11 protein-coding genes and 1 pseudogene are annotated in these 12,683 nt (G+C 66.0%); 8 read left to right on the forward strand and 4 right to left on the reverse strand.

Features of this window, described 5'->3' with window-relative positions; all coding sequences use genetic code 11:
- Positions 1-79 precede the first annotated feature (79 nt).
- Positions 80-955 (forward strand): LysR family transcriptional regulator, encoded by an 876-nt coding sequence (locus HNP47_RS00345; RefSeq protein WP_184277428.1) that lies wholly within the window; start codon positions 80-82, stop codon positions 953-955.
- On the opposite strand, the gene hemF is transcribed toward HNP47_RS00345, so the two are convergent.
- On the reverse strand, positions 952-1,833 hold the full coding sequence (gene hemF / locus HNP47_RS00350; RefSeq protein WP_184279054.1) for an oxygen-dependent coproporphyrinogen oxidase: 882 nt from the start codon (positions 1,831-1,833) through the stop codon (positions 952-954). The genes HNP47_RS00345 and hemF overlap by 4 nt on opposite strands.
- Before the next feature lie 103 nt (positions 1,834-1,936).
- On the opposite strand from hemF, the gene HNP47_RS00355 reads away from it, so the two are divergent.
- Positions 1,937-3,181, forward strand: coding sequence for a dipeptidase (locus HNP47_RS00355; protein ID WP_184277430.1), 1,245 nt, complete (start codon positions 1,937-1,939; stop codon positions 3,179-3,181).
- Here HNP47_RS00355 and HNP47_RS16480 read toward each other — a convergent pair.
- Together HNP47_RS16480 and HNP47_RS00370 are read right to left on the reverse strand one after the other, a co-directional pair.
- Positions 3,178-3,771: pseudogene (locus HNP47_RS16480) on the reverse strand (DUF2726 domain-containing protein). The gene HNP47_RS00355 and the pseudogene HNP47_RS16480 sit on opposite strands and share 4 nt — an antisense overlap.
- Positions 3,772-3,845: 74 nt before the next feature.
- On the reverse strand, positions 3,846-4,295 hold the full coding sequence (locus HNP47_RS00370; protein ID WP_184277434.1) for a tRNA (cytidine(34)-2'-O)-methyltransferase: 450 nt from the start codon (positions 4,293-4,295) through the stop codon (positions 3,846-3,848).
- A 194-nt stretch (positions 4,296-4,489) separates the two neighbouring features.
- On the opposite strand from HNP47_RS00370, the gene petA reads away from it, so the two are divergent.
- The 6 genes from petA (at position 4,490) to HNP47_RS00400 (ending at position 11,243) form a co-directional block, all read left to right on the forward strand.
- Positions 4,490-5,047 carry a ubiquinol-cytochrome c reductase iron-sulfur subunit gene (gene petA, locus HNP47_RS00375; protein ID WP_039245599.1) on the forward strand — a complete coding sequence of 186 codons (558 nt, stop codon included), beginning with the start codon at positions 4,490-4,492 and terminating at the stop codon, positions 5,045-5,047.
- Positions 5,048-5,063: 16 nt separating this feature from the next.
- The gene (locus tag HNP47_RS00380) at positions 5,064-6,368 is read left to right on the forward strand and encodes a cytochrome b N-terminal domain-containing protein (protein ID WP_039245598.1); all 1,305 of its coding nucleotides are present in this window, start codon (positions 5,064-5,066) and stop codon (positions 6,366-6,368) included.
- A gap of 5 nt (positions 6,369-6,373) precedes the next feature.
- Complete coding sequence (locus tag HNP47_RS00385) at positions 6,374-7,249, forward strand: cytochrome c1 (protein ID WP_228763776.1); 876 nt, start codon at positions 6,374-6,376, stop codon at positions 7,247-7,249.
- Positions 7,250-7,458: 209 nt separating this feature from the next.
- Positions 7,459-7,782, forward strand: coding sequence for a hypothetical protein (locus HNP47_RS00390; RefSeq protein ID WP_184277436.1), 324 nt, complete (start codon positions 7,459-7,461; stop codon positions 7,780-7,782).
- An 80-nt stretch (positions 7,783-7,862) separates the two neighbouring features.
- Entirely contained in the window at positions 7,863-9,530 is a 1,668-nt protein-coding gene (locus tag HNP47_RS00395; protein WP_184277438.1) for a M28 family metallopeptidase, read from the forward strand.
- Positions 9,531-9,602: 72 nt separating this feature from the next.
- Entirely contained in the window at positions 9,603-11,243 is a 1,641-nt protein-coding gene (locus tag HNP47_RS00400; protein ID WP_184277440.1) for a M28 family peptidase, read from the forward strand.
- 3 nt (positions 11,244-11,246) lie between these two features.
- On the opposite strand, the gene HNP47_RS00405 is transcribed toward HNP47_RS00400, so the two are convergent.
- A complete protein-coding gene (locus HNP47_RS00405) occupies positions 11,247-12,677 on the reverse strand; it encodes a short-chain fatty acyl-CoA regulator family protein (RefSeq protein ID WP_184277442.1) in 1,431 nt (476 codons plus the stop codon).
- Positions 12,678-12,683 lie beyond the last annotated feature (6 nt).

Below are 12,683 nucleotides of genomic sequence, written 5' to 3' on the forward strand. Positions count from 1 at the left end.
CGTCAAGCCTGATGCGCCTGCCCTCGACGGCGGTCCAACGTATAGTTATGGTCGTTTCAATCCGATTTGGAGATCAATCGTGACCTTGGAACGCCTGCGCATCTTCGTCGCCGTGGCTGAGCGTGACCACGTGACGGCGGCGGCAAGAGCGCTGAACCTGACACAGTCGGCGGTGTCGAATGCTCTGGCAGCTCTGGAAGCCGAGCATGACGTGCGGCTGTTCGATCGGGTTGGTCGGGGCGTGGTGCTGAACGAGACCGGCCGCGCCTTCCTGCCCGAGGCCAAGGCAGTGCTGGCGCGAGCGGCGGCGGCCGAGGCGGCGCTGGCGGACATGAGCGCTCTGCGGCGCGGGCGTCTGGCGGTGTTCGCGAGCCAGACCATCGCCAGCTACTGGCTGCCGCGCCGGCTGGTGGATTTCCACACGGCCTATCCCGGCGTCGAACTCGCCGTCGAGATCGGAAACACGCGCGAGGCGGCGCAGGCCGTGTTGAGCGGCGCTGCCGAGATCGGCCTGGTCGAGGGGGCCGTGGACGAGCCGGCCCTGTCGCAGGTTCAGGTGGGGTCGGATCGGCTGGCCGTGCTGGTGACGCCGGACCATCCATGGGCGACGCGACGTCGGCTGGAGGCGAAGGATCTGGCGGGCCAGCCGTGGGTGTTGCGCGAAGTCGGATCCGGCACACGATCGACGCTGGAGGCAGCGGTGCGGGACATGGGGGTCGATCCCGCGACCCTGTCGGTATCGATGACCCTGCCGTCGAACGAAGCCGTACTGGCGGCGGCCGAGGCGGGGGCGGGAGCCACGGCCCTGTCGGAAAGCGTGGCCTATGCGTCGGTGGCGGCCGGGCGGCTGGTGACGGCGCCCTTCACCCTGCCCGAGCGGCCATTCCGCCTGTTACGACACCGCGAACGGTATCGCAGCCGGGCCGGCGACGTGTTTGTCGAGGCGATGGGCTAGGGCCACTTCACCACCGGCGGCATGGACGACAGGATCGAGTCGACGTTGCCGCCCATCTTCAGTCCGAACATGGTGCCGCGGTCGTAGAGCAGGTTGAACTCGACATAGCGGCCCCGGCGGATCAGCTGTTCCTCGCTCTCCTCGGCCGTCCAGGGCTCGGCCATGCGGCCGGCGACGATGCGGGGATAGACGTCCAGGAAGGCCAGGCCGATGTCGCGGGTGAAGGCGAAGTCTCGGTCATAGTCGCCGCTGTCGTGATGATCGTAGAAGACGCCGCCGGTGCCGCGCGGCTCCTTGCGGTGGGGCAGATAGAAATACTCGTCGCACCAGGCCTTGTATTTGGCGTGCCAGGTCGGGTCATGGGCGTCGCAGGCGGCCTGCATGGCCGCGTGGAAGGCGACGGTGTCGGGGTGATCCTGACGACGATCCGCCATCAGCACGGGCGTCAGGTCGCCGCCGCCGCCGAACCAGCTCTTGGTCGTGGCGATGAAGCGGGTGTTCATATGCACCGCCGGCACGCGCGGGCTGACCGGGTGGCAGATCAGGCTGATCCCCGTGGCGAAGAATCGGGGATCGACGTCGGCGCCGGGCACATTCTTGGCGTAGTCCGCGGGAAAGGCGCCATGCACCGTCGAGACGTGGACGCCGACCTTTTCGAACAGGCGGCCGTGCATCATGCCCATGACGCCGCCGCCGCCCTCGGGCCGTTCCCATGGGGTGCGGACGAAGCGACCGGGCTCGCCGGGGAACAGGTCGGCGGGGGCGGCATCCTCCAGCGCTTCGAAGGCGGCATGGATGCGGTCGCGCAGATGTTCGAACCAGGCGCGGGTCTCGACCTTCTTCAGGTCGAGCGGATCGGAGAAGACGGCGTCGCTCATGGCGCGCTTGAACCACGTCGCGGCGTCGGCGTCATCCGGACAGGTTGTCATAGAAGGAATCGCAGGCGCTAATGGCCGCCTGCCGTTTTCAGGAAGCCCGCCCATGATCCGTCGTTTTCTCTTCGTCACTGTCGCCGCCCTTGCCTTGGCGGGAGCGGCCCAGGCTCAGGATGCAGACGAGGCGCGGGTGCTGGGCATCCTGAAGACGACGCCGCTGATCGACGGGCACAACGACCTGCCATGGGCGCTGCGACAGCAATATGGAAACGATGTCTACGCCGTTGATCTGACCAAGAATCTGGCGGCGTCCACCAAGCTGCACACCGACATCGCAAGATTGCGGGCCGGCGGCGTCGGCGGTCAGTTCTGGTCGGTCTATGTGCCTGCCAGCCTGACGCCGCGCGAGGCGGTCGAAGAGACCTTCGAACAGATCGACACGGCCAAGCGGATCATCGCCGCCCATCCCGAGACCTTTGGCGTGGCCGAGACCGCCGACGAGGTGGACGCCGTGTTCGCGTCTGGTCGGATCGCCAGCCTGATCGGGATGGAGGGCGGTTATTCGATCAACGATTCGCTGGCCCTGTTGCGCGAATTCTATCGGGCCGGCGCCCGCTACATGACCCTGACCCACTCAAAGACCACGACCTGGGCAGACAGCGCGACGGACGCGCCGAAGTGGGGCGGCTTGAGCCCGTTCGGCGAGGAGGTGGTCAAGGAGATGAACCGGCTGGGCATGATGGTGGACCTGAGCCACGTGTCCGAGGAGACGATGTTGGACTCCATGCGGGTCTCGGATGCGCCGGTGATCTTTTCACATTCGTCGGCGCGGGCGGTGACGGATCATCCCCGCAATGTGCCGGATCGGGTGCTGCGGATAATGCCCCAGGACGGCGGGATCGTGATGATCAATCTTGCGCCGGGCTTCGTGTCCGAGGCGGTGCGGGCGTGGAACGGCGCCAAGGCCGGCGAGGAGGCCCGGCTCAAGACCCTGAACCCCGGCGATCCCGGCGCGGTGGAGGCCGGGCTGACGGCCTGGACAACCGCCAATCCGACGCCTCAGGCGACCCTGGCCGACGTCGTGGCGCATATCCAGCATGTGCGCGAGGTGGCGGGCATCGACCATGTGGGGCTGGGCGCCGACTTCGACGGCATCGGCAGCCTGCCCGAAGGCATGGGCGGGGTGGACGCCTATCCGCGCATTCTCGCAGCCCTGATGCAGGCCGGCTGGACCGAGGCGGACATCCGCAAGATCGCCGGCGAGAACCTGCTGCGGGTCATGCGGTCGGTCGAGGCCGTCGCGGCGTCAAAGTCCGGCGAACGCCCGTCGATGGCGCGGCTGGAGTCTTAAGCGGGAGCCATGTGCGCCTGCATGACGCGGGCGAGGTCGCGTTCGATATCGTCGGCGCTATGTTGGGGCGTCACTTCGAGATAGGCGACGCCAGCGCGTTGGAGCGCAGCCTTCTTTACGGCGTCCCGGGCGTAGGCCGTGCCCTGATAGTGACCCTCGCCTCGCTATTCGATGGCCGCCAAGGGCCAGCCGCTGTTGGATATGACTAAGATATCGACGCGCTTGCTGTTGATGGCGCGAAAGGCGTCGTCGTCAGGTGATCGCAGAATTTCGCCAAGGCAAACCTGCGCCATCACTCGCCCCTTGATGTCGAGCCGCTTCATGGCCCGTTCGGCGGCATAGAAGACCGAGGCCTCTGCGCGGGACATCAGAGGTCGAGCCTGGAAAGCAGCGCCCATCACCGTGTCGAGTTGGCTCGTCGCGACTTGCGGCCGCATGGCGATTTTGACGCCAGGCCTGAATTTGGCGATGGCTGAACGACGTGCTGCACGTCGCTTGCCTCGCTTGCGACTGAGTTCCCAGCCGCCGACGATCACGAGAAAGACGATGATCGCCACCAGGGTCGGAGCCGTGTCCATCATGATCTGCATCCTCGTCTAATCTTCGAGATGTCTGCCTATCAATGCAGGATTGTGGGGGCCTTAGCAGACGAGGTAAACGCCGCTCACCCGATCCCGCCCGTCTGGCGCAGGCCTTCCCACAGGGCGATGCCGGCGGTGACGGACAGGTTCAGCGAGCGGGCCTGGGGGCGCAGCGGCACGACGACACGGGCGTCGGCGGCGGCGTGGACATAGTCGGGGGCGCCCGCGCTCTCCTTGCCGAACAGAAGCACGTCGTCGGGCTGGAAGACGAAGTCGGGCAGGGGCGTGGCGCCCTTGGTCGTAAGCAGCACCAGCCGCCCGGCCGGACGATCCGCCTGGAAGGCCTCCCAGTCGGCGTAGCGGGTCATGTGCGACAGGGGGCCGTAGTCGAGGGCCGCGCGCTTCATGGCGCGGTCGTCGAAACGGAAGCCCGTCGGCTCGATCACATGCAGATCGACGCCGAAACAGGCTGACAATCGGATGCAGGCTCCGACGTTCTGAGGAATGTCCGGTTGAAAAAGGGCGAGACGCATTCTAAGGCCTGACATACGCGCGGCGAGGGGGTTTGTCGCGGTCTGTTTGCGAGCGTTTCGCAAGAAACGTCAGCAGCTTGCGTCCAAACCGGCGCAAGTCACGGGCCGTCGGGGATTCCCGGCGTCTTTTGTTGGTTCGTGCCGTGGCTGGGGACGCCCTTGGGGGTCTTCTGCGGCGTTCGAGAGGTGGAAACGTGGCCGAATCGGTCGTGCATACGGAAGACGGTCACAGCCCTGAGGGCGGTGATCCCAATCGTCGGGACTTTATCTATATCGCGGCGGGCGCCGCAGCGGTCGGTGCGGGCGCCATGATCGCCTGGCCGCTGATCAACCAGATGAATCCGGCGGCCGATACGCTGGCGCTGGCGTCGATCGAGTTCGACCTGACCAAGGTTCAGGAAGGCCAGCAGGTCGTCATCAAATGGCAGGGCAAGCCGGTGTTCGTGCGTTACCGCACCCCGGCAGAGCTGCAGAAGGTGATCGCGGACGATAACGCCCCGGACCTGAAGCAGCCCCAGACCGACGCCGAGCGCACCAAGCCGGGTCACGAGAAATATCTGGTCGTCATCGGTTCGTGCACGCACCTGGGTTGCGTGCCGACCTTCGGCGCGGGCGATTACGGCGGCTGGTTCTGCCCCTGCCACGGCTCGCACTACGACGCCTCCGGCCGCATTCGTAAGGGGCCGGCGCCTCTGAACCTGGTGGTGCCGGAATACGATTATCTGTCCGACACCCGCGTCAAGATCGGCTGAGGACCAAGGGGGAATCATGAGCGATCACGAGAGCACCTACGTCCCGAAGACGGGCGTCGAGAAGTGGCTGGACACCCGGCTGCCGATCATCCGTTTCGGCGCGGACTACATGTCCCTGCCGACGCCGCGGAACCTGAACTACTGGTGGACCTTCGGCGGCATCCTGGCCCTGTGCCTGATGACGCAGATCGTCACCGGCATCGTCCTGGCCATGCACTATACGCCTAACGTCGATCTGGCCTTCGCCTCGGTCGAGCGCATCATGCGCGACGTCAACGGCGGTTGGCTCATCCGCTACGTCCACGCCAACGGCGCGTCGATGTTCTTCATCGCCGTCTACCTGCACATGCTGCGCGGCCTTTACTACGGCTCGTACAAGGCGCCGCGCGAGATGATCTGGATCATCGGCTGCGTGATCTTCTTCCTGATGATCGCCACCGCCTTCCTGGGCTACGTCCTGCCGTGGGGCCAGATGTCGTTCTGGGGCGCTGAGGTCATCACCAACCTGATCGGCGCCATTCCGGTGCTGGGTGAGCCGATCCTGATCTGGCTGCGCGGCGGCCCGGCGATCGACAATGCGACGCTGAACCGCTTCTTCTCGCTGCACTATCTGCTGCCGTTCGCCATCCTGGGCTGCGTCGTGCTGCACCTTTGGGCGCTGCACTCGGCCGGTCAGAACAACCCGGTCGGCATCCTGATCCCGAAGGATCGGGAGAAGAAGGACACGCTGCCCTTCCACCCGTATTTCACGGTCAAGGACGGCTTTGCGATCATCCTGTTCCTGATCCTGTTCGCCATTTTCGTCTTCTATCAGCCGAACGCGCTGGGCCACGCCGACAACTATATCCCGGCCAACCCGCTGCAGACGCCGGCGCACATCGTACCCGAGTGGTACATGCTGCCCTTCTACGCGATCCTGCGCGCCATCCCGGACAAGTTCGGCGGCGTGGTAGCGATGTTCAGCGCCATCGGCGTGCTGTTCGTCTTGCCCTGGCTGGATACGTCCAAGGTGCGCTCGATGCGCTATCGCCCGACGATGCGGACCTTCTTCATCATCTTCCTGGTGGTGGGCGTGGGCCTGGGCTGGTGCGGTGGTCAGCTGCCTGACGCGCCGGTGATCGGGTCGTTCAAGACCTTCACCCTGATCGACGGCGACCTGAACTCCTACCTTTGGCTGACGCGGGTCTTCACCCTCTATTACTTCGTCTTCTTCCTGATCATCATGCCGTTGGTCGGGTTGAAGGAGCAGCCGCTGCCGATCCCGGCGACGATCTCCGAGCCGGTCCTGACCGGCGCCGGCGCCGTCGAGCACAAGGTCTGAAAATCATGACGATTGGAATGAAGACCGTGTCGTTCAAGACGATCATCACCTCGGCCGCGATTGCGCTGGGTCTGTTGAGCGCCGCCGCTCCCGCTATGGCGGCGGGCGCTGCGGCCCATCCGCGCTCGGGCGGGTTCAGCTTCGAAGGGCCGTTCGGCACCTATGACCAGGGCCAGCTGCAACGCGGCTATAAGGTCTATCACGAGGTCTGCGCCGCCTGTCACAGCATGAACCTGATGCACTATCGGAACCTGGGCGACCGTCATGGGCCGTTCTGGAATCCGAAGTACCCGAACCCGAACGACAATCCCGTCGTGAAGGCTCTGGCCAAGGAAAATCAGGTCGGCGACATCGACAGCGAGACCGGCGAGGCGATCCAGCGTGACGCCACGCCCGCCGACAAGTTCCGCGCCCCCTATCCGAACGCTACGGCGGCGGCGGCGGGCAACGGTGGCGCTGCGCCGCCGGACCTATCGGTCATGGCCAAGGCCCGTCACGACGGCGCCAACTACATCTATTCTCTGCTGTCGGGCTACAAGGCCGCGCCGGCCGGCCTGCAGATCCGCGAGGGTCAGCATTACAACCCCTATATGGCCGGCGACCTGACGCCGTTCTGGACAGGCGACCACAAGGACGTTCCGCCCGGCGGCTTCATCGCCATGCCGCCGCCGCTTCAAAACGGTCAGGTGACCTATGACGACGGCTCGCCCCAGACGGTCGATCAATACGCCAAGGACGTCGCGGCCTTCATCGCCTGGACGTCCGAGCCGAAGATGGTCGAGCGCAAGCAGGCCGGTCTGGGCGTGATGATTTATCTGCTGCTTTTCGCCGGCATCACCTATGTCGCCTACCGCCGCATCTGGAAGGGCGTCGCCCACTAAGGGCATCGCCGCCGGATCGAAATCGTAAGCCCGCCAAGGTTCGCCTCGGCGGGCTTTTTCGTTTGCGGATCATGTTTGGTACGGCCCGAAGCCGTTGTGTGCACTGTCTGAAGTTGATTTTCATCGCCTTGAGGTGGCGCGTGTTTGCAACCTGTGTCTAAATCGCTGACGAACTTCGTGAGGTGACAATCCTTACAATTGCTCTCGGCTTGGCGATGACAGTTTCCGGCGCGCAGCAAACCGCCACACCGACGTCCTCGAATTCGCAGGTCATCTACGCAGTCGGCGGCCTCGCGCGTTTCGAAGACAACGACAGTCGCCTGATTGTCGAAAACGAGCGGCGTGATCAAATCCAGCGTTGGCGGCAGGTGGTCATCAACCAGCGCTTCGAGCTGGCTGACAAACTCGACCGTTTGATCGCCAGCGGCGATTGCGAAGCTGCGAGGAATCTGGCCGTCCGTGGTCGTTATGCCGATATTCGCGAGGCCGTGACAAAAACCTGCGACGCTCGTGAGAGCCCCGTTGCACGCTAACGGAAGGCTCGTTTGTGTCGACAGCTGGATGATCGCCCCCTAGGGTCGCGTATCGTTTTCGGCTGTGGGGCCTTCAGTTCATGCGTCTTGTCTCTTCTTTCGCCGCCGTTCTGTTGGCGAGCGCCGCTTTATCCGCCTGCGCGACGGCGTCCAATCCCGCTGCGGTCCACACCATGCCAACCTTCGATTCGGCGCGCATCTCGCAGGATATCAAGACGCTATCGGACGACAGCTTCGAGGGCAGGGGCATCGCCACCCCGGCCGAGGAAAAGGTCATCCGCTATCTGAGCGAAGGCTACGCCGCCGCCGGGTTCGAGCCGGGCGGGCCGAACGGCCAGTGGACGCAGGACGTGATCCTGAACCGCTTCACCCAGTCCAATGTGCGGGCCTCGCTGAAGCTGGCTGACTGGATCCTGCCGATGACGCAAGGGCGCGAGGTCGCCATCTCGACCCGCCGCCCGGCTGAACACGTCAGCCTGAAGGACGCCCCGCTGGTCTTCGTCGGCTATGGCATCAATGCGCCCGAGCGGCAGTGGAACGACTTCAAGGGCCAGGACCTGCGAGGCAAGATCCTGGTCGTGCTGGTCAATGACGCCGACTTCGAAGAGCCAGCGCTGAACACCTTCGGCGGTAAGGCCATGACCTATTACGGCCGCTGGACCTACAAATACGAAGAGGCGGCCAAACAGGGCGCGGCGGGCGTGCTGATCGTGCACGAGACGGCGCCGGCGTCTTACGGCTGGCAGACGGTCGCCAACTCCTGGGGCGTGTCGCAGTTCGACATCCTGCGCCAGAATGCGGCGGCCGAGCGCGTGCCGATGGAGGGCTGGATCCAGCGTGACGTGGCGGTCGATCTGTTCCGCCGCGCGGGTCTGGATTTCGAAGCGCTGAAGGTCCAGGCGCGCAGCCGTGACTTCCAGCCCGTCGCCTTGCCCGGCGCATCCTTCTCGACGGAGTTCGACGTGGCCACCAATCAGGTCACCAGCCACAACGTCATCGCCCGCCTGCCGGGCGCGACCCATCCGGACGAGACGATCCTCTATACCGCCCACTGGGATCATATCGGCATGGGCGAGCCGGATGCGACCGGCGACCGCATCTTCAACGGGGCGGTGGACAACGCCTCGGGCACGGCGGGTCTGCTGGAGCTGGCGCGCATGTTCGGCGGCGCGCCGCGCACCGAACGCTCGATCGTGATGATCAGCTTCACCGGCGAGGAAAGCGGCCTGCTGGGTTCGGAATACTATGCGGTGAACCCGGTCTATCCGCTGGCCAAGACGGTGGGCGGGTTCAACATGGACTCGATGAACGTCTATGGCCGCGTCACGGGCCTGGGCGTCACCGGATATGGTCAGTCGGACTTCGACGAACGTCTAGCGGCGGCGGTCCAGCCGCAAGGGCGATCGCTGGTCCCGGATTACGAGAATGCGGCCGGCACCTATTACCGTTCGGACCACTTCCCGCTGGCCAAGCGTGGCGTGCCGATGGCCTACGCCGGCAGCCGAGGCGAATTCCGCGACGAACCGATCGCCGCGCGCGAGGCGGCGCGGTCGGAATACGGCGCCAAACGCTATCACCAGGCGGCCGATGAATGGTCGCCCGATTGGGACTACAGCGGCATGATCGAGGATCTGACCGTTTTCTATGATGTCGGTCGCGCCCTGGCGAATGGTCGCGACTGGCCGCAGTGGAAGTCGGGTTCGGAGTTCGCGCCGGTGCGCGCGACGACGGCGTCCGAACGCCGCTAGTCTTCTTACAAATAGAGATGGGGCGGGGAGGAATCTCCGCCCCTTTGCCATTCCGCCTATAGAGTAAGTTCAATGATCCATCGCCGTTCACCCCTGGTCGCCCTTGCGGCCCTCGCGCTCGCCGCCTGCGCGACGACGCCGGTCGCATCGCCGGGGCCCAAGCTGGACTCCTTCGCCGTCGCCTCGGCTGCGACGCCTCAGTTCAGCGCCCAGCGTCTGTCGGACCACATCAAATATCTGGCTTCGGACGAGTTGGAGGGACGGTTCCCCGGCCTGGTCGGCGAGGGTCTGACCCTGGCCTATCTGCAGGCGCAGTATGAGGCGATGGGGCTGGAGCCGGGCGGGCGCGACGGATCATGGTTGCAGCCCGTCGATCTGGTGCGCTTCACGCCCGAGCGGGCGCCGACGGCGTCCTGGACCGGGGCGGACGGCGTATCGCATCCGCTGGTCTCGGGGACGGACATGACCCTGCGGGCCGGGTCGGCGGAAGCGGTCGTGACGGCCGAGGCGCCGCTGGTCTTCGCCGGTTACGGCATTTCGGGGCCGACCTGGGACGACTATGGCAATGCGGACCTGACCGGCAAGGTCGTGGTCATTCTGCGCGGCCAGCCGACGGTGATGGGCGAGGATCCCAACTTCTACGGCTCGACCACGCACAAGACCCAAGAGGCGCTGAAGCGGGGAGCCGTGGGCGTCATCACGCTTCAGGACCAGGACAACCGCTGGCGCCGCGCCGTGGGCGGAGCGACCCGTCCGCAGATGACGGTCAAGGGCGCGCAGGACCCGCGGTTCAGCGGATCCATCAACATGGCCACGGCGACAGCGATCGGCGGCGCGCCCCTGGAAGCCGCCGTCGAGCGGGCGAAGACGACCGCCTTGGGGCGCGTTCTGGATCTGGGCGCGCGCCTAAGCGTCGATATCGCGGAGACCACCGAGGTCATCCACTCCAACAACCTGCTGGCCAAGATCCCCGGCACCGAGCGGCCTGACGAATACGTCTTCTATTCCGCCCACTGGGATCACGTCGGCAAGGCCCGGACGCCCAATGCCGAGGGCGACGACATCTTCAACGGCGCCTGGGACAATGCGTCGGGGACGGCCGGTCTGATCGAGATGGCGCGGTCGTTCAAGGCTGGACCGGCGCCGAAGCGCACCGTGGTCTTCCTGCACGTCACGGCCGAGGAGCAGGGGCTGCTGGGGTCGGAGGCCTACGCGGCCGATCCGGTCTATCCGCTGGCCAAGACGGCGGCCGACATCAACATCGACATGCTGCCCTTTACGCCCGCGACGCGCGACGTGGCGGTGTTCGGCGTCGGCAAGTCCGAGCTGGAGGATATCCTGGGCCGGTTCGCCGCCGTGCAGGGGCGGGTGGTGACGGGCGACGGCTATCCAGAGGAAGGCTTCTACTACCGCTCCGACCACTTCAACTTCGCGGCCGGCGGGGTGCCGGCCCTGATGCCGTGGACGGGCCGCGATTTCGTCGAGGGCGGGATCGAGGCGGGCAAGCCCTATTACGAGGGCGCGATGGCCAAATATTATCACAAGCTGACCGACGAATGGCGGGCCGACTATGACTTTACGGCCGCCTTACAGAACCTGGACCTGCTGTATCGGCTGGGTCTGACGGTGGCCGACAGCGAAAGCTGGCCTGCGTGGAAGCCGACGGCCGAGTTCAACGCCATCCGCGACCGTACGGCGGACCAGAGGCGCTAAGCCTCAGGCGGCGCCGAACGGATAGGGGCTGACGGACTTGGACCAGTCATCGACCGCCAGCGGGCGGTCGATGGGAGCGGCGGCGCGTTCGGCGCAGGGGTGACGGTGACACAGGCGGCAGGCCGGGCCGATGGGCGTGACGTCGGGGTTCTGCAGGTCGACGCCGTGGGCGTAGGCTAAGCGATGCGCATGACGCAGTTCGCAGCCCAGGCCGACGGCCAGGTCGTGCCGCTCGCCATAGCCGTCGTGGCCTTGCCGCTCGACCGTGCGGGCGAAGGTGAACCAGCGGCCGCCATCTGGAGTCTCGATGATCTGGGTGACGATGCGGCCGGGCGTGCGGAAGGCCGAATGCAGCCGCCAGCGCGGGCAGGCACCGCCGAAACGTGAGAAGGGAAAGGCGCCCGCCGCATAGCGTTTGGAGATGTTGCCCGCCTGATCGACACGCATCAGGAAAAAGGGAACGCCGCGCGCCGTGGGGCGCGACAGAGTGGTCAGGCGGTGCGCGGCCTGTTCATAGCTGACGCCGAACCGGGCCTGGACCCGGGCCAGGTCATAGCGGGTTTCCTCCGCCGCCCGCTGGAAGGCGGCGTAGGGCATAAGAGTTGCGGCGGCGAGGGTGTTGGTCAGGGCGACCTTCAGCAGGGATCGCGTGGGCCCGTCCGGGGCGTTCGCGGCCTCGGCCAGCGCGTTGAGCGCCGGCCCTTGCTCGGCCAAGGCCAGTTGATAGGCGATGGCGAAGGCGCGCGAGGACGGCCCCAGGGTTTCCGATAGCAGCAGACGGCGGCGGTGCAGGTCGTAGCGACGGGTCCATTCCACCATGACCTCGGCCGGCAGGGTGCGGACGCCTAGATCGTGCTTGGCCGCCAGCCGATGACGGGCGGCGGGTTCGAAGCCGTCGGCGTGGGCAGGCGCCTCGGCGGACAGGGCGTCGGACAGGGCCTCCCCCATCTGGTCCAGTTCGGAGAAATGGTTGCCGCGCGACTGGATGTATTCGCGCACCCATTCGGCCGGGCTGGTCTCGATCAGGCTCTCGCCCGTCTCGGCGGCGGCGCGGGCGCGCGTGCGACCGTCGTCGAAGGCCTGATAGAGGCGCAGCAGGGCGTCGGCGACGCCGGGCGCCTCTTCCAGCAGTTGCACCAGTTCATGGCGGGGCGCGGACAAACCCTTGAACAGGGGATCGGTCAGGATTTCCGTGAGACGCGCCTCGTCCGCCGCGCCACCCTGGTTCAGCGCGCGCAGATCGACGTCATAGGTGTCCGCCAGTCGCAGCAGGAGCTGGGCCGAGACCGGGCGCTGGTTACGCTCTATGTGATTGAGATAGCTTGGAGAAACGTCCAGATCGGCGGCCATGGCGGTCTGGGTCAGGCCCAGATCGCGCCGCAGTCGCTTGAGCCGGGCGCCCAGAAACAGCTTGCGGTCAGCGGCGGCGTTCATCGCTGC

Source organism: Brevundimonas vesicularis (assembly GCF_014204545.1).
GTDB lineage: Bacteria > Pseudomonadota > Alphaproteobacteria > Caulobacterales > Caulobacteraceae > Brevundimonas > Brevundimonas vesicularis_B.

Coding starts and splice junctions, on each gene's coding strand:
- hemF (WP_184279054.1), bottom strand. CDS start 1,833: ATGAGCGACGCCGTCTTCTCCGATCCGCTCGACCTGAAGAAGGTCGAG.
- HNP47_RS00355 (WP_184277430.1), top strand. CDS start 1,937: ATGATCCGTCGTTTTCTCTTCGTCACTGTCGCCGCCCTTGCCTTGGCG.
- HNP47_RS00370 (WP_184277434.1), bottom strand. CDS start 4,295: ATGCGTCTCGCCCTTTTTCAACCGGACATTCCTCAGAACGTCGGAGCC.
- HNP47_RS00380 (WP_039245598.1), top strand. CDS start 5,064: ATGAGCGATCACGAGAGCACCTACGTCCCGAAGACGGGCGTCGAGAAG.
- HNP47_RS00385 (WP_228763776.1), top strand. CDS start 6,374: ATGACGATTGGAATGAAGACCGTGTCGTTCAAGACGATCATCACCTCG.
- HNP47_RS00395 (WP_184277438.1), top strand. CDS start 7,863: ATGCGTCTTGTCTCTTCTTTCGCCGCCGTTCTGTTGGCGAGCGCCGCT.
- HNP47_RS00400 (WP_184277440.1), top strand. CDS start 9,603: ATGATCCATCGCCGTTCACCCCTGGTCGCCCTTGCGGCCCTCGCGCTC.
- HNP47_RS00405 (WP_184277442.1), bottom strand. CDS start 12,677: ATGAACGCCGCCGCTGACCGCAAGCTGTTTCTGGGCGCCCGGCTCAAG.